The following is a 25,999-nucleotide window of genomic DNA, read 5'->3' as shown; positions in this document are numbered from 1 at the left end:
GACGAGACGCCCCACCGATGAACGCCCTGGAACACCAACTCGACTATCCCTTCGCCGATACGCTGCCCGCCGCGGGCGACACGTTCGAGGTCGCGCCCGGCGTGCGCTGGCTGCGCATGCCGCTGCCGTTCTCGCTCGACCACATCAATCTCTGGCTGCTGCGCGACGAAATCGACGGGCAGGCCGGCTGGACGATCGTCGATTGCGGGATCTCGTCCGACGCGATCCGCACGCACTGGGAGCAGATCTTCGACACGCAGCTCGACGGCCTGCCCGTGCTGCGCGTGCTCGTCACGCACTGCCACCCCGACCACTTCGGCCTCGCGAACTGGCTGTGCGAAGGCGGCGACAAGGGCCGCTGGAACGTGCGGCTGTGGATGACGCTCGGCGAATATCTGTTCGGCTGCCTGATGGCGGCCGGCAACGGTTCGAACGCGGGCGGCGCGGCGGCTGCCGAGCACTTCGCGCGCCACGGGCTGACCGATCCGGCCGCGCTCGACAAGCTGCGCAACCGCCGCGGCTATTACTCGGACCTCGTGCCGGCCGTGCCGCCGCGCTACCGGCGCCTGCGCGAAGGCGACGCGGTGACGATCGGCGCGCGCACGTGGCGCGTCGTCACCGGCTTCGGCCATTCGCCTGAACATTGCGCGCTCCACAGCGAAGCGGACGGCGTGCTGATTTCCGGCGACATGGTGCTGCCGCGCATCTCGACGAACGTGTCGGTGTTCGATCTCGAGCCGGAAGCGAACCCGCTCGCGCTGTACCTCGAATCGCTCGGCCGCTACGAGACGATGGCGCCCGACACGCTCGTGCTGCCGTCGCACGGCAAGCCGTTCCGCGGCGTGCGCACGCGCATCGCGCAACTGCGCGAACACCACGATGCGCGCCTGGCCGAAGTGCGCGTCGCGTGCGCGGAGCAGCCGATGAGCGCGGCCGATATCGTGCCGATCATGTTCCGCCGCCGCGAGCTCGACATCCACCAGATGACCTTCGCGCTCGGCGAGGCGCTCGCGCACCTGAACCTGCTGTGGCTCGCGGGCGAGCTCGTGCGCGAGCAGGGGGGAGACGGGGTGCTGCGGTTCCGCACCGCTGGTTGAGCGTGCTTCATCGTCGTTACGCGACGGGTTCGTAACGCCACCCGTCGCGCTGCCACTGCATCGTGTGCGTCGGTTCGAGCGCCGCGAGAAACGCGGCGTCGTGCGACGCGACCACGATCGCGCCGGGGAAGCCGGCCAGCGCCGCTTCGATCGCGCGCACCGATTCGAGATCGAGGTGATTGGTCGGCTCGTCGAGCAGCAGCAATTGCGCGGGCGTGCCGCGCCACAACGCGCAGGCGAGCGCGGCCTTCAGCCGTTCGCCGCCGCTCAGTTGCCGCGCCGGTTGCGTCGCGCGCGTCGCGTCGAGCTGCAGCAGCGCGAGGCGGCTGCGCAGGTCGCCTTCGGCGAGCGGCGTATCGAGCAGGCCCAGTTGCTCGACGATCGAGCGCTCCGGGTCGAGCAGCGCGAGCCGCTGGTCGAGATACGCGGCGCTCACGTGCGTCGTGCAGGTACCTGAGCGCGGCGCGAGCTCGCCCGCGAGCATCCTCAGCAACGTCGATTTGCCGCAGCCGTTCGGGCCCGTCAGCGCGATGCGCACGGCGCCGCTCGCCGACCACGTGATCGCGTCGGCGTCGCCCGCGACGCGCCACGGCAATCGCGCGCGCTCGAGCGTGAACAGCTGGCGGCGCGCGCTGACTTCCGTGCCCGGCAGCGAGACGAGCACCGGCGCGTCGGCTTCGATGCGCGCGGCTGCCTCCTGCACGCGCGTGTCGAGTGTCGCCTTGAAGTCGCTCTGATGACGCCGGACCGACCCCATGATCGCGCGCGCCGCGCCCTTGCGGCTCTGGCGCGCCATCGACGACAGGTTGGCCGTCTTCGCGTCGCGCAGCGAGGCGGCCGCGTGGCGCTGGATCGTGTCGTGTTCCTGTTCGAGCCTGCGCCGCACGCGCCCGCGCTCGGTGCGCGCATGGTCGAGCGCCGCGTGTGCGGCCTCCTGTTGCGCGTCGCGCTGCGCGCGGTAGAGCGCGTAATTGCCGCCATACGAGCGCGCGCCGTGCGGCGTCAACTCGACGATGCGCTGCACGCCGGCGAGCAGCGCACGGTCGTGGCTCACGAGGACCACGCCGCCGCGCCAACCGTCGAGCGCCGCGCGCAGCCACGCGCGGCCCGGGGCGTCGAGATGGTTGGTCGGTTCGTCGAGCACGAGCAGGCCGGCGCCCGACAGCAGCGCGCCGATCAGCGCGACGCGCGCGAGCTGGCCGCCGCTCAGCGCATGCGCGGGCATGTCGGCGTGGACGTCGTGCAGGCCGGCCGCGTCGAGCGCCGTGCGCAGCCGCTCCGCGAGATCCCAGCGATCGCCGATCAGGTCGAAGTCGCGCGGCGTCGCACGACCGTCCGCGAGACGCGCGAGCGCGCCGAGCGGCGCATCGAGCGCCGCGATCTGCGCGACGGTCGGCGGGGCGGCGGCCGCGTCATCGCGGTCGAGATCGTGCTGCTGGGCGACGTAGACGACGTGCGTATGTCGCTCGATCGTCCCCGCGCTCGGCGTGCGCCGCCCCGCGATCAGTTGCGCGAGCAGGCTCTTGCCGACGCCGTTGCGGCCGACGATGCCGGTCGGCGTGCGGTCGATGGACAGGTCGAGCGAATCGAACAGCGTGACGCCGTCGTCGAAGCGGAAGGAAACGTGATGAAGCGCGACGAGCGCGCCGGTGGGCGTGGCTGCAGCCATAAGCACCTCCAAAAATGCATGAAGACCTTCGCGCGCGGCGTGCGTGGCACGGGCGGCGAAAACATTTCGGGAAGGCTTAGTTGTTCACTTTGGCTGGCGTCCGGTATGAGGAATGAGCGCGCAGTGTAGCAAGCGCGGCGCGCGGGCCGCAAGCGGGCGGCGCGAACGCCGTCGCTTGCGCGCCACGCACGGTTACTGCACGGCGACCGTCGCGAAGTTCTGCCGGCCGAACGGACTCACGTGATAGCCGCTCACGTTCGTGCGCGTCAACGCAGCCGCGGTCGGGTAGCCGAGCGGAATCCACAGCGCCTGATCGTGGATGATCTTTTGCGCCGATTCGTACAGCTTCGCGCGCTTGGCCTGATCGGCGGTCGACTTGCCGTCGGCGATCAGCTTGTCGAGCTGCGCGTCGCAGAAGCGCGCGAAGTTGATGCCCGACTTCACCGCGTTGCAGCTGAACAGCGGCGACAGGTAGTTGTCCGGATCGCCGTTGTCGCCGGCCCAGCCCATGAACAGCATGTCATGCTGGCCGAGCTTCGCCTGCTTGATCAGCTCGCCCCATTCGATCACCTTCACCTTGGCCTTCACGCCGACCTTCGCGAGGTCGGCCTGCAGCAGTTCCGCGCCGACCTTCGGGTTCGGGTTCAGCACGCTGCCGGTCGGGCGCGTCCAGATGGTCGTCGAGAAGCCGTTCGGGAAGCCGGCCTGCGCGAGCAGCTGCTTCGCCTTCGCGGGATCGTACGCATACGGCGCGACGTCCTTCGCGTAGCTCCACGTGTTCGGCGGATACGGATTGTTCGCGGCCGTCGCGGTGTTGTCGAACACGACCTTCAGGTAGGTCGCGCGGTCGAACGCGAGGTTCAGCGCCTCGCGCACCTTGTCGTTGTCGAGCGGCTTCTTCTGCGTGTTCAGCGCGACGAACGCGGTCATGAACGCGGGCGTCTGCACGACCTTCAGCGCGCTTTCGCCCTTCGCGGCGAGCACGTCCTGCGGCTTCGGCGACAGCGCGATCTGGCATTCGCCGGCCTTCACCTTCTGCAGGCGCACCGACGGGTCGGGCGTGATCGCGTAGATCAGCCGGTCGACCTTCGGTTTCGTGCCCCAGTACGTCGGGTTCGCGTCGTAGCGGATCAGCGCGTCCTTCGTATAGCTCTTCAGCACGAACGGGCCGGTGCCGACCGGCTTCGCGTTCAGGTCGGCCTGCTTGCCGGCCTTCAGCAGCTGGTCCGCGTATTCGGCCGAGTAGATCGACGCGAAGCCCATCGTCAGGATCGGCACGAACGTCGCGTTCGGCTCGTTCAGCACGAATTTCACCGTGCTGTCGTCGACCTTCGTGACCGACTTCACGAGCTTCACGAGGCCCATCGACTGCGCATGCGGGAAGCCGCTCGCGCCGGCCACCTTGTGCCACGGATTCGCGTCGTCGAGCATCCGCGCGAACGTGAACACGACGTCGTCCGCATTGAGCGCGCGGCCCGGCTTGAAATAGTCGGTGGTCTGGAACGCGACGTTCGGGCGCAGGTGGAACGTGTACGTGAGGCCGTCGGCGCTCGCTTCCCATTTGTCCGCGAGCGCGGGTACGACTTTCTTCGCGGCTTCGTCGTAGGACACGAGCGTGTTGAAGATCACGTCGGCCGATGCGTTGGTCGTGACGAGCGAGTTGTACTGCACGACGTCGAAGCCGTCCGGGCTCGATTCCGTGCAGACGGTAAGCGGCTTGGCGGCGGCGAGGCCGGGGGCGGCAAGGGCGACCGCGAGCGCGGCCACGGCGAACGGCTTGACGTGCATAGGATCTCCCACGTGGCGTGTGTTTTTCGCTGGATGACGGAGGCAGGCGCGGCCCGGAAGCGGGCAGGGCCGCGCGGCTGGCGAATAGGATACCGTCAAAGCGCGCGACGCGTGAAAAAAGGCGTCGGAACGCAGCGAATTGACCGAAAAACGGCTGCGTTCGCGACGGAACGGGTGTTGATGCGGCGGAGCGGGTAGTGCGAGCGCGGCGTGGGAGGCGACGTTCCGGGTCGGGGCGAGGCGGGCGGCTGCGAATGCGCGACGGAAATGCGCGGCGCAGCGCGCTGAATGGAACCAACAGGTCGCCGCAGCGGTGCGGCACGAGGGGAGAGATCCGCGCGGATTCGCGCGGTATGGCAATGCAGATCACCGCGGCGCGACAGCGATCCGGCGAGACGCGCGCCGGATCCGCGACGCACTCAGTGCGCGCCGGCCTTCGGCTTGCGCGGCGCCTTTTCGAACAGGCGATCGTACAGCCAGCGCGGCAGCACGTGCAGCACTTTCGCGACGACGCCCATCTGCCACGGAATCACGCGGAACGCGTGCTGCCGAGCGATCGCGCGCGCCGCACGCGCGGCGAAGCGGTCGGCGTCCATCAGGAACGGCATCTTGTACGGGTTGTGCGCGGTCATCGGCGTGCGAATGTAGCCGGGCGCGATCGTCACGACGCCGACGCCGGCCGGACGCAGCTCGACGCGCAACGCTTCCAGATACTTGATCGCGGCCGATTTCGACGCGCTGTACGCGCCGGAGCCGGGCAGCCCGCGCACGCCGGCGACGCTCGCGACGCCGACCAGCGTGCCGTGGCGGGCGGCCGTCATCGGGCCGACGAACGGCTCGAACGTCGCGACCATCCCGTAGTAGTTGATGTCCATCACGTCGCGGAACGTGGCGAGATCGCCCTGGCCCGTGACGGCGCCCTGGCTGATGCCCGCGTTCGCGATCACGACGTCGGGGCAGCCGTGCGCGGCGATGAACGACGCGGCGGCCGTCGCGAGCGCGTCGGCGTCGCGCACGTCGGCGGAATAGACGGAGATGGACAGCTTCGGGAACCGCCGCGCGAACGCATCGAGTGCATCGGTGCGCCGTGCGACGAGCGCGAGCGTGGCGCCCTGGCGGGCGTATTCCTCGGCCATCGCGAGGCCGAGGCCGCTCGACGCGCCGGTGATGAAGACCTTCAGCGGAGTAGTCATGCCGGCGCGCGGGTGGGGATCAGAGCTTCTTGTCCTGAACCTGCTTCACGAGGAAGTCGAGCACCTGCGCGGTACCCGGGATGCTGTTCGTGTAAGCGGGGCCCGTCTTGTACTTGCCCTGGACGACGACCGTCGGCACGCCGTCGATCGCGTAGTCCTTCAGCAGCTTGGCCGACTGGTTCACCTCGCCCTGCACGCTGAACGAGTTGTACGCGTCCATGAACTTCTTCTTGTCGACGCCTTGCGTGGCCAGGAAGTCGGCCTGCGCCTGCGGCGTGAGCAGATAGTTCTTCTGCTTGTGGATCGCGTTGAAGATCGCCGGCGTGACCTTCTCGGAAATGCCGAGCGCGGACACCGCGTAGAACAGCTTCGAGTGCGGCAGGAAATCGTCACGGAATGCGACCGGCACGCGCTTGAAGTCGATGTTGTTGCCCTGTTTCTTCACCCAGGCCTCGATCGTCGGCTCGAATTCGTAGCAATGCGGGCAGCCGTACCAGAAGAACTCGATGACCTCGACCTTGCCGGCCGGCGCGGACACCGGCTGCGGCGACTTCATCACCTCGAAGTCCTTGCCGGCGGCCGGCGCGGCAGGCGAAGCCTGCGCGAGGCCGGCGGCCAGGCCCAGGGACAGAAGGAGCGTGCTAAGTAGTTTTTTCATGTTGTGAACGTCGAATCAGTTGCTCGGGTTACGGAACGTAACGGGTTCTGCGTGGGCGCGGCCGGTTGGCTTACTGCTTCGTGAAGCGGATCACCGCCGTGTCGACACCTGCATCGGACAGGCGCTGACGGGCCGAGTTCATATCCTCGAACTTCGAGAACGGGCCGACGCGCACGCGGAAGTAGGTCACGCCGCTGACGTCGCGCTTCGACACCTTCGACTCGAAGCCCTGGAAGCCGAGGCGCGCACGCTGCTGCTCGGCATCGCCTTCCGTCTTGTATGCACCGACCTGCAGGAAGTAGCCGGTGTTCGCGTCGTTCGCGGTCGGCGGCTTCGCCGTGGTTGCCGCGGCGGCTGCGGCCGACGACGTCGGCTTCGGCGTGTTCGCGGCCTGCTGCTGTTGCTGCTGCTTTTGCGCGGCGGCCTGCTGCGCCTGCTTCTGCGCGGCGAAGCGTGCGAGGTCGTCCTCGCCACCTTGCTGCTGTTGCTGCTGCGCTTGCTGCGTCTTCTTCGGCGGCGGCGTGGTGTCGGCCGGCTTCGGTGCGACGGCGACGCCGTTGCCCGACGACGGATTGTTCGACGCGGCGGTGTTGTTCGAGCCGGTGGCGCCGTTCGTGTTGCCCGACGGCGGCACTTCGACGATCTGCGGCTCGGGCAGCAGGCCGTTCTGGGTCTGGTTCGCGGCCTGGCCGGGCGCGGTGTTGGGCGGCGCGGATTGCGCGGCCTGCGGCACCGGCTGGCCGGGCGTCTTGCCCTGCAGCGCGCGGTTCGGGTCGAACTGCTGCGGCTGGCTCGCGCCGTTGTCGGCCGGCGGCGGCGCGACCTTCGACACGAACGGCGACGGCGAACGCGTGATGTAGAGCGCCACCACCACCGCGATCGCGAGGCCGACGATCAGGCCCAGCACGATTCCAAGAAATGTCCCTCCTGCTTGTTTCGATTGCTTCGAAGTTCGGCGTGGTTGTGCCATTGCTTGAGTCACCTGCAAAAAGAATCGTGAGAGGGCCGCGGCGGGCATCCGGCGACGGGCATCCGCCGGCCGGTGCTGCCGCGGCCATTCGCGGCCCGGTTCGGGGCCGCGCTGACATCCTTACATCTTGGCGGGCGCGGATACGCCGAGCACCGCCAGGCCGTTCTCGAGCACCTGCCGGGTCGCGGCGAGCAGCGCGGCGCGCGCATTGCGCGGCGCTTCGTCGTCGACCAGCACGCGCTCCGCATTGTAGAACGAGTGGAATTCGCCAGCGAGATCGCGCAAGTAGAACGCGACCGCGTGCGGCGCCAGCTCGTTCGCCGCGTGCGTGAGCATGTCCGGATACTCGGCGAGCTTCTGCATCAGCGACGCCGCTTGCGCGCTCGTCAGTTGCGACAGGTCGGCGCCCGGCAGTTGCGCGACGTCGACGTTGTAGCGCGACTTCAGTTCGTTGAGCACCGAGCAGATCCGCGCATGCGCGTACTGGACGTAATAGACCGGGTTTTCGTCGTTCTGTTTCAGCGCGAGGTCGATGTCGAACACGAACTCGGTATCGGCCTTGCGCGAGATCAGGAAGAAACGCACCGCGTCGCGGCCGCGCGTGATGGTCGCCTCGTCGATCAGGTCGGGTGCCGCTTCCTGGCCCGCGGCCGCGCCGCCCGACCATTCGATCAGGTCGCGCACCGTCACGTAGCTGCCCGCGCGCTTCGAGATCTTCACTTCCTGGCCGTCGCGCATCACCGTGACCATCTTGTGCAGCACGTAGTCGGGATAGCCTTTCGGGATCCCGATGTGCAGCCCCTGCAGGCCGGCGCGCACGCGCGCGATCGTGCCGTGGTGGTCCGAACCCTGGATGTTGATCACCTTCGTGAAGCCGCGCTCCCACTTCGTCACGTGGTACGCGACGTCCGGCACGAAGTACGTGTACGTGCCGTCCGACTTGCGCATCACGCGATCCTTGTCGTCACCCTCGTCGGTCGTGCGCAGCCACAGCGCGCCGTCCTGCTCGTAGGTCATGCCGGCCTTGACCAGCGCGTCGACCGTCTGCTCGACGCGGCCTTCGCTGTACAGCGACGACTCGAGGTAGTACTGGTCGAACTTCACGCCGAACGCCTGCAGGTCCATGTCCTGCTCGCGACGCAGGTACGTGACCGCGAACTTGCGGATCGCGTCGAGATCCTCGACGTCGCCCGCGCCCTTCACCGGCTCGCCGTCCGACGCGGCGACCGTTTCGCCGTTCAGGTAGTCGCGCGCGATGTCGGCGATGTACTCGCCGTTGTACGCGGCTTCCGGCCAGCCCGCGTCGCCCGGCTTCAGGCCGCGGGCGCGCGCCTGCGTCGAGATCGCCAGGTTGCCGATCTGCACGCCCGCGTCGTTGTAGTAGAACTCGCGGTGTACCGCATAGCCCTGACTCGCGATCACGTTCGCGAGCACGTCGCCGAGCGCGGCCTGGCGGCCGTGGCCGACGTGCAGCGGGCCGGTCGGGTTGGCCGACACGAATTCGAGCAGCACCTGCTTGCCTTTCTCGCGATCCGACGTGCCGAACGCGCGGCCCTGGTCGAACACGGCGGCGATCACCGCCTGTTTCGCGGCGGCCGACAGGCGCAGGTTGATGAAGCCGGGGCCGGCGATCTCGGCGGCTTCGACGAGGCCTTGCGCGGCCGGCTGCGCGGTCAGTGCGGCGACGATCTGCTCGGCGAGCTGGCGCGGGTTCGCGCCGAGCGGCTTCGCGAGCTGCATCGCGACGTTGCACGCGACGTCGCCGTGCGCGGCGACCTTCGGGCGCTCCAGCGTGATGGCGGGGGCGACGAACGCCGCGTCGGCGCCTTTCAGCGCGTGTGCGACCTGCTTGACGCTATCCGCGAGCAGGGCTTCGAGGGTCTGTTTGTGTGCTGGCAGCATGCTGGTAGAAGGCTTCGTTGGTGGCGGCCGGAAACGCGGGCCCGCCGGCGCGCTTTTTAAGCGCGCGTTTCAGGGATCGCAGAATTTTAACAGGTGCTAATATGCCGCTCAGGCGGCCCGCGTCCGCGAGGCCGGACGCCGGTCTGTCGGCGTTCCCCAACCGCGCCGCGCAGGCACAACAAGATGAAAAGGGAATTGTCATGATTACGTTCAAGAGCAAGGCGGCACAGGATCTCGACGTGCTGAAGGATTTCGCCGTGTATGTGCTGGGTCTCGTCGGCAAGCAGCTGGGCGAGCGCGGCGTCATTACGCACGACGAACTGGACCACGCGATCGCCAAGCTGGAAGGCGCGGTCGCGCAGGCGAAGCAGGAGCGCGCCGAGCACGCCGGCCATTTCCACGAGGACGAAGCCGACCACGCGCACCATGAAGTGCCGCCGAGCCTGGCCCAGCGCGTCGCGCCGTTCCTGACGATGCTGCGCGAAGCGAAGGCCGGCCAGGCCGACGTGCACTGGGGCTTCTGAGCGTCCTTGCCTGGCGGATCGAACGGTTCGCCCGACACGAAAAAAGCCCGCGTTCGAGCGGGCTTTTTCTTTTGTCTGATGAAATTTGCGTCGATCAGACGGCGGCCCCGAAATCGGGGTGGGAGCGCGGCGTCTGCCTTGACCGGCAGGTGAAATTCCTTATAATTCAATGTAAGACTATGTGAAAGCGGGTGCGAAAACATAGCGCCGCCTGGGCAACCGGGTCCCACCTGGAGTGGGTATTTCGTTGAAAGACGGAAAGAGAGTCCCGCATGCGACGGCTGCCGAAAGGCGGCCGTTGGTTTTTCTACGCCCGGATCTTGCGGCCTTCCAGGCTTGCGCGCAGCAACGTGCGCAACGCGACTTTCCGCGCTTCCCGCTGGCGCCGGTTCAGGCCGCCATCCAGCATGTAGGCGGACTGGACGCGCAGGATGAGCCGGCGTTTCCTGATCCGGTCCTTCGCCACCTCGAAGAACACGGCATACACGCGTTGCGTGCCGTCCGATGCGACCGTTTCCACCGTGACGAAATTGGGTTGCCGTTCATCCGCGACGACGATCCGGCGCGTCGCCAGCCCGACGATCACGCCGCGCAACAGCTCCCGTGACGCGCGGTACCGGTCCGCGCAGAGCACGCGTGTCTCGCGGCCGTCGTCGTAGACCTCGTCATCCGGAATGGCGTCGCGGGTGCGTCCGTCCCATTTGAAGCTGCGTGTGAAGCAGTGACACGAGAACAGGACCAGAACCGTCACATCGAAGCCGGTTTCCAGATCGCAGGTGAATGTCAACGGACGCAGATGGCTCAGATCCCAGCGCTCGCCGCGGTAGATCGTCAGCGGGAACGGGCTCGCGTTGTCGGCTGGCGTGTCGGTGATCCGGATCTCGAAGGTCGACATGGCGGGAATGATTTAGGGAGAAGGGTGCGTCATGTCGCCCACGCGCGTTGGCCCGAAAGCTCGGCGTTACAGCGATTTCGATCTCGATTATTGAGATTAGGTATCCTGATGAATCAAGCCGTTGTGCGACGCGCCCCTGGATCGGGGCGCGTGGCGATGAAAGTGGCGGATCGCCGCGGTCGACGCGGTTACAGCTGCGGCGCGAGCGCGCGGCGCGCGTCGTCGAGCGACAGCGCCATACGTTGCGCGTAGTCCTCCAGTTGATCCTGTCCGATTTTCCCGACCGAGAAGTAACGGCTGTCCGGATGTGCGAGGTAGAAGCCCGACACGCTCGCCGCCGGCAGCATCGCCAGCGAATCGGTCACGCTCATGCCGATCTCGTCCGCGTGCAGCACGTCGAACATGTCGCGCTTCACGAGGTGGTCGGGGCAGGCCGGGTAGCCGGGCGCCGGGCGGATGCCCGCATACTTCTCGGCGATCAACGCGTCGTTGTCGAGCGTCTCGCCGCTCGCATAGCCCCACAGCTCGCGCCGCACGCGTGCGTGCATCGCTTCGGCGAACGCTTCCGCGAAGCGGTCGGCGAGCGCCTTCAGCATGATCGCGCTGTAGTCGTCGTGATCGGCTTCGAACTGCTTTTCCTTCACGTCGACGCCGAGACCGGCCGTCACCGCGAACATCCCGATGTAGTCGGCCACACCCGACTCCTTCGGCGCGATGAAATCGGCGAGCGAACGGTTCGGCCGCATCACGCCGTCGACCACCGGGCGCACGCTCTGCTGGCGCAGATTGCGCCACGTGAGCAGCACTTCCGAGCGCGACTCGTCGCTGTAGATCTCGATGTCGTCGTCGTTGACGGTATTCGCCGGCAGCAGCGCGATCACGCCGTTCGCGGTCAGCCAGCGGCCCTGGATCAGGCGCGCGAGCATCGACTTGGCGTCGGAGAACACGCGCCGCGCCGATTCGCCGACGATCTCGTCGTTCAGGATCGCCGGGTACGGGCCCGCGAGATCCCAGGTCTGGAAGAACGGGCCCCAGTCGATGTAGTTCGCGAGTTCGTTCAGGTCGTAGTTCCTGAATACGCGGCGGCCGATGAACTTCGGTTTCACCGGCTGGTAGCCGGCCCAGTCGATCTTCGTCTTGTTCGCGCGCGCGTCGGCGAGCGTGACCATCGGCTGCGCCTTGCGGTTCGCGTGCTGGTCGCGAATGCGTTCGTAATCGGACTTCAGCTCGTCGAGATACTTCGCCGCGCCTTCGTCCGACAGCAGGTTCGACGCGACCGACACCGAGCGCGACGCGTCCGGCACGTAGACGACCGGGCCTTCGTAGTGCGGCGCGATCTTCACGGCCGTGTGCACGCGCGACGTCGTCGCGCCGCCGATCAGCAGCGGAATCTTCTTCACGCGGAAGTAGTCGTCGCGCTGCATTTCGGACGCGACGTACGCCATTTCCTCGAGGCTCGGCGTGATGAGGCCCGACAGCCCGATGATGTCCGCGCCCTCGACCTTCGCCTTCGCGAGGATCTCGTTGCACGGGACCATCACGCCCATGTTGACGACTTCGAAGTTGTTGCACTGGAGCACGACCGACACGATGTTCTTGCCGATGTCGTGCACGTCGCCCTTCACGGTCGCGATCACGATCTTGCCCTTCGCGCGCACGTCGCCGCCCGCTTCCGCGAGCAGCCGCTTTTCTTCCTCGATGAACGGGATCAGGTGCGCGACCGCCTGCTTCATCACGCGCGCCGACTTCACGACCTGCGGCAGGAACATCTTGCCCTGGCCGAACAGGTCGCCGACGATGTTCATCCCGTCCATCAGCGGCCCTTCGATCACGTTGATCGGACGGCCGCCGGCCGCGGCGATCTTCGCGCGCACTTCTTCGGTATCCTCGACGATGAAGGTCGTGATGCCGTGCACGAGCGCATGCGAAAGCCGCTTCTCGACCGGCTGGTTGCGCCACTCGAGGTTCTCTTCCTTCTTCGCGCCGCCCGCCTTGAACTTGTCGGCGATTTCGAGCAGACGATCGGTGGAATCGTCGCGGCGGTTCAGGATCACGTCTTCCACGCGCTCGCGCAGCTCCGGGTCGAGATCGGCGTACACGCCGAGCTGGCCCGCGTTCACGATGCCCATGTCCATCCCCGCCTGGATTGCGTGGTACAGGAACACGGTGTGGATCGCCTCGCGCACCGGGTCGTTGCCGCGGAACGAGAACGACACGTTCGACACGCCGCCGCTCACCTTCGCGAACGGCAGGTTCTGCTTGATCCAGCGGGTCGCCTCGATGAAGTCGACCGCGTAGTTGTTGTGCTCCTCGATGCCGGTCGCGACCGCGAAGATGTTCGGGTCGAAGATGATGTCTTCCGGCGGGAAGCCGACTTCGTTCACGAGGAAGTCGTACGAGCGCTTGCAGATTTCAGTCTTGCGTTCGTAGGTATCGGCCTGGCCGGTTTCGTCGAATGCCATCACGACCGCGGCCGCGCCGTAGCGGCGGATCAGGTTCGCGTGGTGACGGAACGCGTCCTCGCCTTCCTTCAGCGAGATCGAGTTCACGATCGCCTTGCCCTGCACGCACTTGAGGCCGGCCTCGATCACGTCCCACTTCGACGAGTCGATCATGATCGGCACGCGCGCGATGTCCGGCTCCGACGCGATCAGGTTCAGGAAGCGCACCATCGCCGCCTTCGAGTCGAGCATCGCCTCGTCCATGTTGATGTCGATCACCTGCGCGCCGTTCTCGACCTGCTGGCGCGCGACGGCGAGCGCCTCGTCGAACTGGCCGTTGAGGATCATCCGTGCGAACGCCTTCGAGCCGGTGACGTTGGTGCGTTCGCCGACGTTGATGAAGAGCGTCCCGGGCGTGACGTTGAACGGCTCGAGGCCGGCAAGGCGCATCATGTGATCGGTCATGGCGGTGCGAATTCTTTTGATGATGGACGTGGGGCGGTCGGTCAGGCGTTGTCGCTGTACTGGTTCGGCCAGCGGCGCGGCTTCACGTCGGCGAGCGCCTTCGCGATCTCGGCGATGTGCTCGGGCGTCGTGCCGCAGCAGCCGCCCGCGAGGTTCACGAGCCCGGCCTGCGCGAATTCCTTCAGCAGGCCCGACGTGACGTCGGGCGTTTCGTCGAAACCGGTGTCGCTCATCGGGTTCGGCAGGCCCGCGTTCGGGTAGCACGACACGTAGGTGTCGCACAGCTTCGCGAGCTCGGCGATGTACGGGCGCATCAGCGCCGCGCCGAGCGCGCAGTTCAGCCCGAACGTGAGCGGCTTCGCGTGACGCAGCGAATTCCAGAACGCCTCGACCGTCTGGCCCGACAGGATCCGGCCCGACGCATCGGTGACGGTGCCCGAGATCATGATCGGCAGGCGCTCGCCGGTGTTCTCGAACAGCTCGTCGAGCGCGAATAGCGCGGCTTTCGCGTTCAGCGTGTCGAAGATCGTCTCGACGAGGAACAGGTCGACGCCGCCGTCGAGCAGCGCCTTCGCCTGCTGGTAGTACGACGTGCGCAGCTCGTCGAACGTGACGTTGCGTGCACCCGGATCGTTGACGTCCGGCGAGATGCTGGCCGTCTTCGGCGTCGGTCCGATCGCGCCCGCGACGAAGCGCGGCTTGGTCGGCGTCGCGTATTTCGCGGCCGATTCGCGCGCAAGCTTCGCCGATTCGACGTTCATCTCGACGACGAGCGCTTCCATCCCGTAGTCGGCCTGGGCGACGGTCGTCGCGCCGAACGTGTTGGTTTCGACGATGTCGGCGCCGGCCGCGAAGTACTGGTCGTGGATCTCGCGGATGATCTGCGGCTGCGTGAGCGACAGCAGCTCGTTGTTGCCCTTGATGTCGCGCGGGAAATCCTTGAAGCGCTCGCCGCGATACGCGGCTTCGTCGAGCTTGTAGCGCTGGATCATCGTGCCCATCGCGCCGTCGAGGATCAGGATGCGCGATTTCAGCAGCGCGGGCAGGGCGGCGCCGCGCGTGTAGCGCGCGTCGAGCGGGACGGAAGCGGCGAGAGGAGTCGCGGACATGGGCGGAAGATCGGCGAAGGCGGGAAAACCGTCATTGTAGCCGGTGCGTCAAGCGGTCGTCGGCCCTCGCCGCATGGGCCGGACGGGCCGCCAAAGGAAAGCCCCCGCCGGCGAGCCGGACGGGGGCAGGATCGGAGTGCACGCGGCGCCGCATCGATGCGCGGCGAATGGCCCGGCCGCGTGACGCGCCGGGCCGCGAGTCGTCAGTGCAGCACGACGGGCATCATCATCAGGCTGTCGAATTGTCCGAGGAATTCGTCGACCTCGTCGAGCGACGGTTCATCCTCGATCAGCTGCTTCACGTGCGCGCGGAATCGTTCGGCAAGTTCGCCGTCGATGAAGATTTCGCGCTGCGCGTTCTTGTCGACGATTTCGTATCCGCCGGCATTCATCAGGTGATGGCCGGCCTGCGGCGCAAATTCGACGACGCAGTAATTGGGGCTGTTGTAGATCATTTGCATGGCGGCACTCCTCTTCGCAGTGGCATCTGGCCTTGTTGTCCCCTAGGTGGGGCAAGCCTTGCCGGTTTCAAGGGGCTTGCGCTGCACACCCCGTTCTCCCGTTTGCGTGGGGTGTATCGGTTAGAAGCCGATGTCTATCAAACGTTTCTCATTGTGAGCCGGTGGACTGAAATAGTTGTTAAAGAATGTCATCGGCCATTTCCGGAAAAACTGTAATCGGTCGAAATTGCCGATTCATGTGCGTTTATCACTGTGTGACAGTCGACGCCGCCGGTGGTTGCATCGTCGCGGGCGGTGTCGATGGCGCCGGTTCCGCAGGCGGCGCAGGCGATGCATGGGGCGTCGACGCCGCGGTGGGCGCGTTCGTTGCGCCGCCGGGCGCTGCATCGGCAGGCACGTTCGGTGCGGCGAGGCGGCCGTGCCACAGCAGCTCGATCTGCGCACCGTTCGGCTCGGTCTGCACGAGCCGCGCGGGCAGCCAGCCGAGCGACGGCGCGAGCCACATGTCGATGCGGCGCGTGTCGCCGTCGCGGCGCGGCAGGCGCATGAAGTGGCGCGCGCCGACGATGCCGGCCTGCGTCTGCACCTGCTCGTCGCCGATCACGGTGATCGGCCAGGTCTCGCCGCTGTTGTTGTCGATCACGAAGAACTGCTGCGTGACGCCAGGCTTGTAGGCGGCGGGATTGCCGCGCAGCAGCCCCGACAACTGCATCAGCATGCTGAAGCGGTCCTGCACGCCGTCGGGCAGCGGCGCGTTGTTCGGCGTGCGCGTGAACACAACCTGCCGGATCTCGCGGTTGAAGATCGCGATGTCTTCCGGCCGCTTGCCGCGCTTCTCGACGTAACGGTCGGGCGCGACGCCGAACGCGTCGATGCGGCCTTCGCTGCGATAGGTGAACGGGCCGACGAACGGCACCGGCATCGACACCGACAGGTCGTACGTGTGCCCGTCGGTGCGCCAGTGGATCGTGCCGATCATGTTCTGCATGCCGTTGTAGAACGTGTCGTATTGCAGGTCGCCGGATGGCGGCGCGGCGAACTTCACGCCGCTCGTGGCAGGCCCCGGCGTCGCGGCGCTGGCGCCCGCGGCCGACGCGGCTTGCGTGCCCGAAGCCCCCGATGCGCCGCTCGCCGCGGATGCGGCGGCCGCCGGCGGTTCGCCGTGCTCGGCCGTTTGCGTGGAGGTGAGGACCGGCTCGTGCGACGGCGCGGGTTTCGGCGGGGCAGCCTTGGGTGCGGCCGGACGTTCGACCGGCCTCGGTTCCGGTGGCGCAGGCTGGCGCTCGATCGGCTGCGGTTTCAGCAGTTCGATCTGCACGGGGATCTCAGCGGACGGCGGCGGCGTGAACGATTCGCGGTTGCGCATCAGCCAGAATCCGGCAAGCGCGTGCAGTACCAGCACGGCGACCAGCGCGACGCCCACGCGCAGCCAGCGGCGGGGCAGGGCGTGACTCGGGCGAAGGTCGGCAGGCTGGTTGGGCATCGGAACAGGGTCGGGCGCGTGGGTGACGTCGGGCGCGCGGCGCGCGCCACAGGAATCGGACCGCCGGATGCGCTGCGCGTTCGCGAGGCGTGACGTCGCGTGAACCGGATGTGTCAGGCGTCGCGTGCGTCGGGACTATAGCCGAGTTCGTAAGACAGTTTCTGCGCGCATGCGCGCAGCGCGGTGTCGATCTCGCCGCCCCACGCGATGTCGAACGAGCCTTCCTGGCCGAGCGCGACGATCGCGAGCGCCAGTTCGCCGACTGCGTCGAACACGGGCATGCAGAACGCATGGATCGTCGGCAGCAGCATCCCTTCGACGCGCGCGGCCTGGTGCTCGCGCACGTCGGCGAGCACCGCGTCGACTTCGTCGAGCGTGCGCGGGCCGCCGTGGTGCGGCGAGCGGCGCGTATCGGCGAGTTCGCGCTCGAGCATCGCGGCGGTCTTGCTGCGCGGCAGGTACGCGGCGAACAGCAGGCCCGTCGCGGAGCCGAGCAGCGGCATCACGTCGCCGAGCTTCAGCGACGCCTTCGCCGGATGGCTCGATTCCATCCAGTGCACGATCGTCGGCCCCTGGTTGCCCCATACCGCGATGCCGACCGTCTGGTCGAGACGGTCGCGGAATTCGGTCAGCGCGATCCGCGCGAGCTTCACGCCGTCGACGCGTGCGAGCCGCGCGAGGCCCATCTGCAGCGCGAAGCCGCCGAGCTCGTAGCGGCCCGAGACGGGATCCTGCGACACCACGCCGAGCCGCGAGAAGCTGACGAGGTAGCGGTGCGCCTTCGCAGGACTCATGCCCGCGCGCTGCGCGAGGTCGCGCAGCATCATCGCGCGCGGCTCGCTCGTCAGCACGTCGAGCAGGCGGAAGCCGACCTCGATCGACTGGATGCCGGAACGGACCTTCTCGCCGTGTTCGCCGGAAGCGGCGTCGTCGGTATCGGAGTCGGCGAGATCGTCGTCGGGGAGCGGGCTGGCGGGCATGGGCAACGGGTGCGCGAAAATGCGACGGGAAACGGGGCGAAAACGGCGTGCGCGATCATGGCGCGCCGCAGGGATTCACCATCGTAAAATAGATTCCCTCCATCGTCACTACAACGGCAGATCCTCCCTATGAAACTTGCTTCGCTGAAGGACGGCACGCGCGACGGCCAGCTGATCGTCGTGTCGCGCGACCTGCACACCGCGGCGATCGCCGACGCGATCGCGCCGACGCTGCAGCGTGTCCTCGACGACTGGGCGTTCTACGCGCCGCAGCTGCGCGACCTGTACGACGCGCTGAACCACGGCCGCGCGCGCAATTCCTTCGCGTTCGATCCGGCCAACTGCATGGCGCCGCTGCCGCGCGCGTTCCAGTGGGCCGACGGCTCCGCGTACGTGAACCACGTCGAGCTCGTGCGCCGCGCGCGCGGCGCGGAGATGCCGCCCGAATTCTGGACCGACCCGCTGATGTACCAGGGCGGCAGCGACGATTTCCTGGGGCCGCGCGACGACGTCGTATGCCCGTCCGAGGAATGGGGCATCGATTTCGAGGCGGAAGTCGCGGTGATCACCGGCGACGTGCCGATGAGCGCGTCGCCCGACGACGCGCTGAAGGCCGTGCGGCTCGTCACGCTCGTGAACGACGTGTCGCTGCGCAACCTGATTCCGGCCGAACTCGCGAAGGGCTTCGGCTTCTTCCAGAGCAAGCCGGCCACCGCGTTCGCGCCGGTCGCCGTCACGCCCGACGAGCTCGGCGACGAATGGCGCGAGGGCCGCGTGCACCGCCCGATGATCGTCCACTGGAACGGCAAGAAGGTCGGCCAGCCCGACGCCGGCACCGACATGGTGTTCCACTTCGGCCAGTTGATCGCGCACGCGGCGAAGACGCGCAACCTGCGCGCCGGCTCGATCGTCGGCTCCGGTACGGTATCGAACAAGGACGCGAAGCGCGGCTACTGCTGCATCGCCGAGAAGCGCTGCCTCGAGACGATCGAGCACGGCGCGCCGCAGACCGAGTTCATGCGCTATGGCGACACCGTGCGCATCGAGATGTTCGACGCGGCCGGCAAGTCGATCTTCGGCGCGATCGAGCAGTCGGTTTCCCCGCCCGACGGCGCGGCATAAGCGGCGCGGTACGTAACGCAACGCGACGCGACGGCGAACCCCGGCTTCGGCCCGCGCGCCGGGTTTCGCCCGATGTTTGACCGCGCGGGCTTGGCTACACTCGATTCAAGCGTTCGAGCACCTCGAACAAGGAGCAGCAGATGGCCGATCTCGCCGCGTACGGCGGTTACGAAGCACTGAAGGTGACGCGCCGCGACCATGGCGTGCTCGACATCGTGATGAGCGGCGAGGGCGCGAACCGCAGCGGCCTCGCGACCGCGAACGCGCGCATGCATCGCGAACTCGCCGACATCTGGCGCGACGTCGATCGCGATCCCGACACGCGCGTCGCGGTGATCCGCGGCGAAGGCAAGGGCTTTTCGGCGGGCGGCGATCTCGCGCTCGTCGAGGACATGGCGAACGATTTCGACGTGCGCGCCCGCGTGTGGCGCGAGGCGCGCGACCTCGTCTACAACGTGATCAACTGCAGCAAGCCGATCGTGTCGGCGATGCACGGGCCGGCCGTCGGCGCGGGGCTCGTCGCCGGGCTGCTCGCCGACATCTCGATCGCCGCGAAGGATGCGCGCATCATCGACGGCCATACGCGGCTCGGCGTCGCGGCCGGCGACCACGCGGCGATCGTGTGGCCGCTGCTGTGCGGGATGGCGAAGGCGAAGTACTACCTGATGCTGTGCGAGCCCGTGAGCGGCGAGGAGGCCGAGCGGATCGGGCTGGTCTCGCTCGCGGTCGCGCCGGCCGACCTGCTGCCGAAGGCATACGAAGTGGCCGAGCGGCTCGCGCACGGTTCGCAGTCGGCGATCCGCTGGACCAAGTACGCGCTGAACAACTGGCTGCGCACGGCCGGGCCGACCTTCGATACGTCGCTCGCGCTCGAATTCATGGGTTTTTCGGGGCCCGACGTGCAGGAAGGCATCCGCTCGCTGCGCGAACGGCGCCCGCCCGCGTTCCCCGGCGACGCGCCGTTCTGACGTGCGCGCTATGATCGAATCACGCGCGGCTGCGCGACGCACGGCGGCCGCCTCGTTCCCCCAGTCAACCAGGATGCCCGTATGACGACCGATGCCTCCGGCGCCAACCCTTTCGCCGGCTTTGCCGGGTTCCAGCCCGCCGACATGATGGACCGGATGTGGGACATGATGCGGATGTCGCCGTTCGGCGGGATGGCGCCGTTTCCGGGCGCCACGCACGGGCTGCCGCCGTCGCTGTCGAGCATGTCCGACATGATGTCGCCGCTCACGAACGTCGAGGAACTCGACAAGCGGATCACCGATCTGCGCGCGGTCGAGCAGTGGCTGAAGCTCAATCTCGGGATGCTGCAGTCCGCGATCCAGGCGCTCGAGGTGCAGCGCGCGACGCTCGCGACGCTGCGCGCGTTCGGCGCGTTCGCGCAAAGCTCGATGTCGGCGGCCGAGGAAGCGGCCGTGGCCGCCGCGCAGGCCGCGAAACCCGCGTCGGCGGGCGAGGCCGCGCCCGCGGCCGATGCGGCGGAAGACGACCCCGCGCAGCAGCCGTTCGACCCGTCCGGCTGGTGGAACCTGCTGCAGACGCAATTCAACCAGCTCGCGAGCCTCGCGATGGCGCAACCGGGCATGCAGCCTGCGGCGCCGGACGCCGCGCCGCCGGAGGCCGCCGCCGCGCCCGGGCCCGCGACGAAGTCCGCCGCTGCCGCGCCGCGCAAGCCCGCCGCGAAGCGCGCGAAGCCGTCCGGTTCGGCCGCGGCGCGCGCGGCGGCCGCTTCGTCGCCCGAAACGCGTCCGCCGAAGCGCTCGACGTGATGGGGCGCAGGTAGCGGATCATGCGGCTCGCGCTCGTTCTGATGGGAGGCGGCGCGCGCGCCGCATACCAGGTCGGCGTGCTGAAGGCGCTGGCCGAAATCGCGCGCGAGGCCGATCCGCAGCGGCATACGGTGCCGTTCGCGGTGATCTGCGGTTCGTCGGCCGGCGCGATCAACGCGACGTCGATCGCGAGCCACGCTGACGACTTTTCCCACGGCGTGCGGCGCCTGCTCGAATTCTGGGAGCCGCTGCGCGCCGATTACGTGTATCGCACCGACTGGCTCGGCATCGCGGGCGCCGGCGCGCGCTGGCTCGCGACGATGACGTTCGGCTGGGCGGCCCGCCGCTCGCCGCGCGGGCTGCTCGACAACACGCCGCTCGCGCACCTGCTGCAGCGCGAGCTGAGCTTCCACCGGATCGAGCAGATGCTCGAGGCGCGTCTGCTGCACGCGCTCGCGGTCACCGCGCTCAGCTATTCGAGCGGCCGGCACCTCACGTTCTACCAGGCCGCCGAGCCGATCCAGGCGTGGCGGCGCGCGCAGCGCACCGCGCGGCTCGTCGACCTGTCGGCGTCGCACCTGCTCGCGTCGTCGGCCATTCCGTTCGTGTTTCCCGCCGTGCCGCTCGTGCTCGACGGACAGGTCGAGTACTTCGGCGACGGCTCGATCCGGCAGATCGCGCCGCTGTCGCCGGCGATCCACTTCGGCGCGGACCGGATCGTCGTCGTCGGTGCGGCCGATCCGCGGCCCGAGATCCCGGCCGCGAACGGCACGGGACGGGCCCGTGGCTACCCGACGCTCGCGCAGATCGGCCAGCAGGTGCTCGCGAGCGTGTTTCTCGACTCGATCGGCTCGGACATCGAACGGATCGAGCACATCAACCAGATGATCGAGCACCTGCCGCACCAGGTCGAGATCGACAGCGGCTGGCGGCACGTCGACGTGCTCGCGATCGCGCCGTCCGAGCGCATCGAGCTGATCGCCGCGAAACACCTGAAGCAGATGCCGGCGACGATGCGCGGGCTGCTCGGCGCGATCGGCGGCAGCCAGCCGACCGGCGCATCGTTCGCCAGCTACCTGCTGTTCGAGGAAGCGTTCACGCGCGAGCTGATCGAGCTCGGCTACCGCGACGGCCGGGCCCAGCGGGAGACGCTCGCCGGCTGGATTGCCGGGGCGGACGGCGGCAGCGCGCCGGCGGCCGGCACGCCGCCGGAAGACGGCCTCGCGACCGGCGAAATACGGGTCTGACACGCGAAGGCGCACTGTAAGGTTGCGTTTTCGCGACGGTGGGCCGCGACCGATCGCCGCACCGAGGTAGGCGGCGCGCGACCGGCCGGGCGTCTCGGAACCGTCATGCACGCGTGCTATCATGGCCGCCGCCGTATACACCATATCGAGCAGCCCGCCGATCCGGCATCCGCACGGGGACCTTTCGGGGAACCCGCCTGGGGCAGGGGACGGGCGCGCCAACGAGCCGGCCAGCGCCGGCCCCCACTCAGGCAAGCGCGGCCGGCTTCGTCCGAACGGAGCGGGTTGCGGCATGCCCAACGGCGGCAACGCGGCCGCCTGGCTGCCGGACGAGGAATCGACGTCCGGCGGGCCGGTTTCCCGCGTAAAATTACAGTCTTGGCTGCAAAAAGCGCGCGTGGCGCGCTTGCGCGGCAACAGTCACGTTTAGAGAAGTCGCATTGCGCAGAACAGGGGTGGGACCATCATGAACACCATGCTTTATCCGGAACTTTACAGGTCGCTCGAAGCTGTCCGCTGGGACATGGAGAAGGACATTCCGTGGGACAAGTTCGACGCTTCGCTGCTCACCGACGAGCAGGCGAAGACGATCAAGATGAACGCGATCACCGAATGGTCGGCGCTGCCCGCGACGGAGATGTTCCTGCGCGACAACCAGCACGACAGCGATTTTTCCGCGTTCATGAGCGTGTGGTTCTTCGAGGAGCAGAAGCATTCGCTCGTGCTGATGGAATACCTGCGCCGCTTCAAGCCGGAGATGGTGCCGACCGAAGAGGAACTGCACGCGGTGCGCTTCCAGTTCGATCCGGCGCCGCCGCTCGAGACGCTGATGCTGCACTTCTGCGGCGAAATCCGCCTGAACCACTGGTACCGTTGCGCGGCCGACTGGCACACCGAGCCCGTCATCAAGCAGATTTACGAAACGATTTCGCGCGATGAAGCGCGTCACGGCGGCGCGTACCTGCGCTATATGAAGAAAGCGCTGAACAACTGCGGCGACGTCGCCCGCGCCGCATTCGCGAAGATCGGCGTGCTGATGGCGTCGGCGCGCCGCACCGAGAAGCCGCTGCACCCGACCAACCTGCACGTGAACCAGGCGCTGTTTCCGCGCGACACCGTGCAGTCGCGCCTGCCCGATCCGGAATGGCTCGAGCGCTGGCTCGACGAGCAGATCCGTTTCGACGGCGAGTGGGAGAAGAAGGTCGTCGAGCGGATCCTGCACAACCTGTCGATCCTGTTCGAGCGCACGTTCGCGACCGCGCAGGAACTGAACCGCTACCGCAAGGAGGTTACCGGCCGCCTGCAGGCCGAAAGCGGCCCGTCGTCGGCCGCGCAGCCGGCCTGAGGCTGGCCGGCGCCGCCGGCGCAAGTCGGGTCCGATTCGCACCCGATTCGCGCGCGGCTCACGGCACACCGTGTCGCGTTCGTTGCATGAAGCCCGCCCGGCCGGTCCGGCGGGCTTTTTATCGGGTGCCGCCGTCGCGCGCGCCGTCGTTCATTCCGTCCGATCTCCATCATGTCCGCCACCTTCGAACGCAAGCTGATCACCCGTGATGCCCTCGTCGCACTGCGCGCGTCGCTGCCGTCGCCCGTCGTGTTCACCAACGGCGTGTTCGACATCCTGCATCGCGGTCACGTCACGTATCTCGCCGATGCGAAAGCGCTCGGCGCGTGCCTGATCGTCGGCGTGAACAGCGATGCGTCGGTGCGCATGCTCGGCAAGGGCGACGACCGGCCGATCAACCGCGAAGAGGATCGTGCGGCATTGCTGGCGGCGCTGGAAAGCGTCGACTGGGTCGTGACGTTCGCGGAAAAGACGCCCGTGTCGCTGATCGAGGCCGTCCGTCCGGACATCCTCGTGAAGGGCGGCGATTACGACATGGACGCGCTGCCGGAATCCGCGCTCGTGCGCGGCTGGGGCGGCCGGGCGCTCGCGATTCCGTTCGAGCACGACCGCTCCACCACAGCGTTGTTGAAGAAGGTGCGCGCGCAACAGTCCTGAGCGCGGCCCGGCGCCGTCACGGGGTCGATGCCGCGAGCGGTGCGGTCGTGACGGCCGGCGCGGCGATCGGGCCGCCGACGACGGGCTGGTCGGTTGCCCGCGCGAGCGGGGTCACGCGCAATGCGTCGGGCTGCACCTGCCGCGACAGCACGCCGGGCTCGCGCGGGCCGGCCGCCGGCAGCGGCCCGAACACGCCGCGCGCCACCACGAACGCGAGCATGTTGGCGAGAAAGAGAACAGCGATCAGCCAGCGCAGCATCGTCGAAACTCCTTGTCGTCATCGACGTGGTTCACGTCGTTCAGTCGAGCCGGCCGCATGGCCGGCTTTTTTCATGGCTTCTGTCGACCATGCGTGCGGGCCGCTGGTGCGGCACCGCGCGTATTGCATCGTCGGCGTGACGTGGGCCGGCTTGGACCTACTTGGACCTGCTTCGCCGCGCGCCGGCGCGATGTCCGCGCCTTTGCGTCAATCCTGCGCCGTCGCCGGGCCGGCCGCGTCCGTTGCGATCAGCGCGAGCCCGGACAGGATCAGCGTGTCATGCCGCGTATGCGGGACCGTCAGCGCACGCGCGACGTCGTCCGCCGCACCGCCGGCCAGCACGAGCCGCACCGGCGCCTGCCACGCCGCGACGAGATCGCGCCACGCGCGTTCGATCAGCCCGGCCTGTGCGTACAGGCAGCCGGCCGACAACGAGCGCGGCGTATCGACCTGGAACGGTTCGGCCTGCGCGCCCGCAAGCAGGCCGCTGGCGATATCGGTGGTCAGCGTCGGCAACTGCGCGGTGTGCGTGCCGAGCGCGCGCATCATCAGCGCCCAGCCCGGCGCGATCAGGCCGCCGGTGAAGCGGCCGTCCGCGCGCAGTGCCTCGAGCGTCGTCGCGGTGCCGAACGTCGCGATCAGCAGATGCTCGCCCGGAAACGCCGCATGCGCGCCGATCAGGCCGACCCACCGGTCGCTGCCGAGTTGGTCGGGCGTCGTATAGCCGTTCGTCACGCCGCATTGCGCGGGGCGCGAGCGGATCGTCGTGCGCGGCACGCCCGGCCAGCGCGCGTCGAGCAGCGCGTCGAGCCGTGCGGCCACGTCGGCGCCCGCGACGTTCGAGATCCACGCGCCGCGCGGTCGCGGCAGCATCGACCAGTCGGGATCGGCGCCGCCGTCGCGCGTGTGGCCGAACGCACCCGTGTCGACGAGCGTGCGCCGCGCGTCGGTGAGCGCCCACTTGATCCGGCTGTTGCCGGCGTCGATCAGCAGGTGCGGTTCGCTCATTGCGCTTCGCGCAGCGATACGTCGCCGGCTGCGATCGTTTGTACGCCGCTCGGCGTGTCGAGCAGCAGCTGCCCGGTCGTGTCGATGCCTGTCGCGATGCCGCGCGCGCGTTCGACGCCCTGTTCGAGCAGCACGACTTCGCGGCCCGCGTACGCGTGCAGTGCGTGCCAGCGTGGCAGGAACGGTTCGAGGCCGTCGGTGCCGAACTGCGCGAGCGCGGGCGTGAGTGCGTTCAGCGACGCGGCGAGCGTATCGGTGAGGTTCGCCGACGCGCACGCGATCGACAGCGCGGCGGGCGGTAGCCCGCTCGCGAGCGTGGCTTCGCGCGCGCGCAGCGCGTCGACCTGCGCGGCCACGGCTTCCGCGCCGCGCACGTTGATGCCGAAGCCGATCACGACGGCGGTGGCGTCGGCGGTGGTCCAGACGGTTTCGATCAGGATTCCGGCGAGCTTGCCGACGATGCGCGGCGCGCCGTCGTCGTCGGCCGTCAGCAGCAGGTCGTTCGGCCATTTGAGCGCGACGCGCATGCGGGCGTCGAGCGGCAGCGTGGCCAGCCCTTCGGCGAGCGCGACGCCGATCGCGATGCTGAGGCCGGCTAGCGCATCGACGGCGCGCGGCACGATGCAGCCGACCGAGCACAGCAGCGCATTGCCGGGCTGCGCGAACCACGGGCGGCCCTGCCGGCCGCGGCCGGCCGTCTGTTCGAACGCGACGCGTACGAGCGGCGCGGGCAGCGCGTTCGCCTTGCGCGGCAGCGCCTTGAGCCGCGTCGCGACGTCGGCGTTGGTCGAGCCGGTGGCGGCGACGATGTCGAGCGGCCACGCACGCGGCGCGGCGTCCAGGTGCGCCTCGAGCCGGTTGCGCGCGATGTGCGCGTCGCCGGAATCGGGCGTGTCGGAGGAGGTGGGGGCGTTCATGGCGCCTATTGTAGCGACAGGGGGCGTGGGCGCG

The 25,999-nt window shown here is 68.3% G+C and carries 23 protein-coding genes; 8 read left to right on the top strand and 15 right to left on the bottom strand.

Features of this window, described 5'->3' with window-relative positions:
• Positions 1–17: 17 nt before the first annotated feature.
• Positions 18–1,097 carry an MBL fold metallo-hydrolase gene (locus J8I35_RS19955; RefSeq protein ID WP_209926691.1) on the top strand — a complete coding sequence of 360 codons (1,080 nt, stop codon included), beginning with the start codon at positions 18–20 and terminating at the stop codon, positions 1,095–1,097.
• A gap of 16 nt (positions 1,098–1,113) precedes the next feature.
• Here the strand turns inward: J8I35_RS19955 and J8I35_RS19950 are convergent, their stop codons facing one another.
• The 6 genes from J8I35_RS19950 to argS form a co-directional block, all read right to left on the bottom strand.
• Positions 1,114–2,766 carry an ABC-F family ATP-binding cassette domain-containing protein gene (locus J8I35_RS19950; RefSeq protein ID WP_209926690.1) on the bottom strand — a complete coding sequence of 551 codons (1,653 nt, stop codon included), beginning with the start codon at positions 2,764–2,766 and terminating at the stop codon, positions 1,114–1,116.
• Positions 2,767–2,958: 192 nt separating this feature from the next.
• A complete protein-coding gene (locus J8I35_RS19945) occupies positions 2,959–4,554 on the bottom strand; it encodes an ABC transporter substrate-binding protein (protein ID WP_209926688.1) in 1,596 nt (531 codons plus the stop codon).
• Positions 4,555–4,973: 419 nt separating this feature from the next.
• Positions 4,974–5,747: an SDR family oxidoreductase gene (locus J8I35_RS19940; RefSeq protein WP_050017794.1), complete on the bottom strand. Its 774-nt coding sequence runs from the start codon at positions 5,745–5,747 to the stop codon at positions 4,974–4,976.
• Between the two features lie 19 nt (positions 5,748–5,766).
• Complete coding sequence (locus J8I35_RS19935; RefSeq protein ID WP_011694426.1) at positions 5,767–6,405, bottom strand: thiol:disulfide interchange protein DsbA/DsbL; 639 nt, start codon at positions 6,403–6,405, stop codon at positions 5,767–5,769.
• A 70-nt stretch (positions 6,406–6,475) separates the two neighbouring features.
• Positions 6,476–7,375 carry an SPOR domain-containing protein gene (locus J8I35_RS19930; RefSeq protein ID WP_124556186.1) on the bottom strand — a complete coding sequence of 300 codons (900 nt, stop codon included), beginning with the start codon at positions 7,373–7,375 and terminating at the stop codon, positions 6,476–6,478.
• A 120-nt stretch (positions 7,376–7,495) separates the two neighbouring features.
• Entirely contained in the window at positions 7,496–9,277 is a 1,782-nt protein-coding gene (gene argS / locus J8I35_RS19925; RefSeq protein WP_050017796.1) for an arginine--tRNA ligase, read from the bottom strand.
• Between the two features lie 200 nt (positions 9,278–9,477).
• Between argS and J8I35_RS19920 the strand changes: the two genes are divergently transcribed.
• The gene (locus J8I35_RS19920) at positions 9,478–9,801 is read left to right on the top strand and encodes a DUF1840 domain-containing protein (RefSeq protein ID WP_006489103.1); all 324 of its coding nucleotides are present in this window, start codon (positions 9,478–9,480) and stop codon (positions 9,799–9,801) included.
• Between the two features lie 307 nt (positions 9,802–10,108).
• Here the strand turns inward: J8I35_RS19920 and J8I35_RS19915 are convergent, their stop codons facing one another.
• The 6 genes from J8I35_RS19915 to J8I35_RS19890 form a co-directional block, all read right to left on the bottom strand.
• A complete protein-coding gene (locus J8I35_RS19915) occupies positions 10,109–10,696 on the bottom strand; it encodes a hypothetical protein (RefSeq protein ID WP_209926686.1) in 588 nt (195 codons plus the stop codon).
• 188 nt (positions 10,697–10,884) lie between these two features.
• Positions 10,885–13,602, bottom strand: a complete 2,718-nt coding sequence (gene metH, locus J8I35_RS19910; protein WP_245170342.1) for a methionine synthase — start codon at positions 13,600–13,602, stop codon at positions 10,885–10,887.
• 41 nt (positions 13,603–13,643) lie between these two features.
• A complete protein-coding gene (locus J8I35_RS19905; RefSeq protein WP_050017798.1) occupies positions 13,644–14,711 on the bottom strand; it encodes a homocysteine S-methyltransferase family protein in 1,068 nt (355 codons plus the stop codon).
• A 203-nt stretch (positions 14,712–14,914) separates the two neighbouring features.
• A complete protein-coding gene (locus tag J8I35_RS19900) occupies positions 14,915–15,172 on the bottom strand; it encodes a DUF3567 domain-containing protein (RefSeq protein ID WP_006477667.1) in 258 nt (85 codons plus the stop codon).
• Positions 15,173–15,419: 247 nt separating this feature from the next.
• Positions 15,420–16,655 carry a DUF3108 domain-containing protein gene (locus J8I35_RS19895; protein ID WP_209926685.1) on the bottom strand — a complete coding sequence of 412 codons (1,236 nt, stop codon included), beginning with the start codon at positions 16,653–16,655 and terminating at the stop codon, positions 15,420–15,422.
• 113 nt (positions 16,656–16,768) lie between these two features.
• Positions 16,769–17,635: an IclR family transcriptional regulator gene (locus tag J8I35_RS19890; RefSeq protein WP_027812547.1), complete on the bottom strand. Its 867-nt coding sequence runs from the start codon at positions 17,633–17,635 to the stop codon at positions 16,769–16,771.
• A gap of 129 nt (positions 17,636–17,764) precedes the next feature.
• Here J8I35_RS19890 and J8I35_RS19885 point away from each other — a divergent pair, with 129 nt between their 5' ends.
• From J8I35_RS19885 to rfaE2, 6 genes are all read left to right on the top strand, one after another.
• Positions 17,765–18,757 carry a fumarylacetoacetate hydrolase family protein gene (locus J8I35_RS19885; RefSeq protein ID WP_209926683.1) on the top strand — a complete coding sequence of 331 codons (993 nt, stop codon included), beginning with the start codon at positions 17,765–17,767 and terminating at the stop codon, positions 18,755–18,757.
• Positions 18,758–18,897: 140 nt separating this feature from the next.
• Positions 18,898–19,725 carry an enoyl-CoA hydratase/isomerase family protein gene (locus J8I35_RS19880; RefSeq protein WP_089488857.1) on the top strand — a complete coding sequence of 276 codons (828 nt, stop codon included), beginning with the start codon at positions 18,898–18,900 and terminating at the stop codon, positions 19,723–19,725.
• Positions 19,726–19,806: 81 nt separating this feature from the next.
• Positions 19,807–20,532 (top strand): PhaM family polyhydroxyalkanoate granule multifunctional regulatory protein, encoded by a 726-nt coding sequence (locus J8I35_RS19875; protein WP_209926681.1) that lies wholly within the window; start codon positions 19,807–19,809, stop codon positions 20,530–20,532.
• Positions 20,533–20,552: 20 nt separating this feature from the next.
• Positions 20,553–21,779 carry a patatin-like phospholipase family protein gene (locus J8I35_RS19870; protein WP_050017804.1) on the top strand — a complete coding sequence of 409 codons (1,227 nt, stop codon included), beginning with the start codon at positions 20,553–20,555 and terminating at the stop codon, positions 21,777–21,779.
• A gap of 466 nt (positions 21,780–22,245) precedes the next feature.
• The gene (locus J8I35_RS19865) at positions 22,246–23,124 is read left to right on the top strand and encodes a diiron oxygenase (RefSeq protein WP_011353352.1); all 879 of its coding nucleotides are present in this window, start codon (positions 22,246–22,248) and stop codon (positions 23,122–23,124) included.
• A gap of 171 nt (positions 23,125–23,295) precedes the next feature.
• Entirely contained in the window at positions 23,296–23,781 is a 486-nt protein-coding gene (gene rfaE2 / locus J8I35_RS19860) for a D-glycero-beta-D-manno-heptose 1-phosphate adenylyltransferase (RefSeq protein ID WP_069620197.1), read from the top strand.
• Positions 23,782–23,797: 16 nt separating this feature from the next.
• On the opposite strand, the gene J8I35_RS19855 is transcribed toward rfaE2, so the two are convergent.
• The 3 genes from J8I35_RS19855 to J8I35_RS19845 all read right to left on the bottom strand — a co-directional run bounded on the left by J8I35_RS19855 (position 23,798) and on the right by J8I35_RS19845 (position 25,965).
• The gene (locus J8I35_RS19855; protein WP_050018166.1) at positions 23,798–24,040 is read right to left on the bottom strand and encodes a hypothetical protein; all 243 of its coding nucleotides are present in this window, start codon (positions 24,038–24,040) and stop codon (positions 23,798–23,800) included.
• A 207-nt stretch (positions 24,041–24,247) separates the two neighbouring features.
• Positions 24,248–25,048, bottom strand: coding sequence for a type III pantothenate kinase (locus tag J8I35_RS19850; protein WP_209926680.1), 801 nt, complete (start codon positions 25,046–25,048; stop codon positions 24,248–24,250).
• Positions 25,045–25,965, bottom strand: a complete 921-nt coding sequence (locus J8I35_RS19845; RefSeq protein WP_209926678.1) for a biotin--[acetyl-CoA-carboxylase] ligase — start codon at positions 25,963–25,965, stop codon at positions 25,045–25,047. Before J8I35_RS19845 ends, J8I35_RS19850 begins: the two co-directional genes overlap by 4 nt.
• Positions 25,966–25,999 lie beyond the last annotated feature (34 nt).

It is taken from the genome of Burkholderia sp. CpTa8-5, from assembly GCF_017815045.1.
Classification (GTDB): Bacteria; Pseudomonadota; Gammaproteobacteria; order Burkholderiales; family Burkholderiaceae; genus Burkholderia; species Burkholderia sola.
The sequence above is the reverse complement of the archived record's forward strand: the minus strand, read 5'-3'. Positions and strand labels throughout refer to the sequence as shown.

What these genes read in the sequence shown, in the direction of transcription:
- J8I35_RS19850 (WP_209926680.1), bottom strand. Translation starts at nt 25,048, where the DNA reads ATGAGCGAACCGCACCTGCTGATCGACGCCGGCAACAGCCGGATCAAG.
- J8I35_RS19865 (WP_011353352.1), top strand. Translation starts at nt 22,246, where the DNA reads ATGAACACCATGCTTTATCCGGAACTTTACAGGTCGCTCGAAGCTGTC.
- J8I35_RS19955 (WP_209926691.1), top strand. Translation starts at nt 18, where the DNA reads ATGAACGCCCTGGAACACCAACTCGACTATCCCTTCGCCGATACGCTG.
- rfaE2 (WP_069620197.1), top strand. Translation starts at nt 23,296, where the DNA reads ATGTCCGCCACCTTCGAACGCAAGCTGATCACCCGTGATGCCCTCGTC.
- J8I35_RS19880 (WP_089488857.1), top strand. Translation starts at nt 18,898, where the DNA reads ATGGCCGATCTCGCCGCGTACGGCGGTTACGAAGCACTGAAGGTGACG.
- argS (WP_050017796.1), bottom strand. Translation starts at nt 9,277, where the DNA reads ATGCTGCCAGCACACAAACAGACCCTCGAAGCCCTGCTCGCGGATAGC.
- J8I35_RS19895 (WP_209926685.1), bottom strand. Translation starts at nt 16,655, where the DNA reads ATGCCCAACCAGCCTGCCGACCTTCGCCCGAGTCACGCCCTGCCCCGC.
- J8I35_RS19890 (WP_027812547.1), bottom strand. Translation starts at nt 17,635, where the DNA reads ATGCCCGCCAGCCCGCTCCCCGACGACGATCTCGCCGACTCCGATACC.
- J8I35_RS19920 (WP_006489103.1), top strand. Translation starts at nt 9,478, where the DNA reads ATGATTACGTTCAAGAGCAAGGCGGCACAGGATCTCGACGTGCTGAAG.
- metH (WP_245170342.1), bottom strand. Translation starts at nt 13,602, where the DNA reads ATGACCGATCACATGATGCGCCTTGCCGGCCTCGAGCCGTTCAACGTC.
- J8I35_RS19915 (WP_209926686.1), bottom strand. Translation starts at nt 10,696, where the DNA reads ATGTCGACCTTCGAGATCCGGATCACCGACACGCCAGCCGACAACGCG.
- J8I35_RS19885 (WP_209926683.1), top strand. Translation starts at nt 17,765, where the DNA reads ATGAAACTTGCTTCGCTGAAGGACGGCACGCGCGACGGCCAGCTGATC.
- J8I35_RS19945 (WP_209926688.1), bottom strand. Translation starts at nt 4,554, where the DNA reads ATGCACGTCAAGCCGTTCGCCGTGGCCGCGCTCGCGGTCGCCCTTGCC.
- J8I35_RS19900 (WP_006477667.1), bottom strand. Translation starts at nt 15,172, where the DNA reads ATGCAAATGATCTACAACAGCCCCAATTACTGCGTCGTCGAATTTGCG.
- J8I35_RS19905 (WP_050017798.1), bottom strand. Translation starts at nt 14,711, where the DNA reads ATGTCCGCGACTCCTCTCGCCGCTTCCGTCCCGCTCGACGCGCGCTAC.
- J8I35_RS19870 (WP_050017804.1), top strand. Translation starts at nt 20,553, where the DNA reads ATGCGGCTCGCGCTCGTTCTGATGGGAGGCGGCGCGCGCGCCGCATAC.
- J8I35_RS19935 (WP_011694426.1), bottom strand. Translation starts at nt 6,405, where the DNA reads ATGAAAAAACTACTTAGCACGCTCCTTCTGTCCCTGGGCCTGGCCGCC.
- J8I35_RS19875 (WP_209926681.1), top strand. Translation starts at nt 19,807, where the DNA reads ATGACGACCGATGCCTCCGGCGCCAACCCTTTCGCCGGCTTTGCCGGG.
- J8I35_RS19950 (WP_209926690.1), bottom strand. Translation starts at nt 2,766, where the DNA reads ATGGCTGCAGCCACGCCCACCGGCGCGCTCGTCGCGCTTCATCACGTT.
- J8I35_RS19855 (WP_050018166.1), bottom strand. Translation starts at nt 24,040, where the DNA reads ATGCTGCGCTGGCTGATCGCTGTTCTCTTTCTCGCCAACATGCTCGCG.
- J8I35_RS19930 (WP_124556186.1), bottom strand. Translation starts at nt 7,375, where the DNA reads ATGGCACAACCACGCCGAACTTCGAAGCAATCGAAACAAGCAGGAGGG.
- J8I35_RS19845 (WP_209926678.1), bottom strand. Translation starts at nt 25,965, where the DNA reads ATGAACGCCCCCACCTCCTCCGACACGCCCGATTCCGGCGACGCGCAC.
- J8I35_RS19940 (WP_050017794.1), bottom strand. Translation starts at nt 5,747, where the DNA reads ATGACTACTCCGCTGAAGGTCTTCATCACCGGCGCGTCGAGCGGCCTC.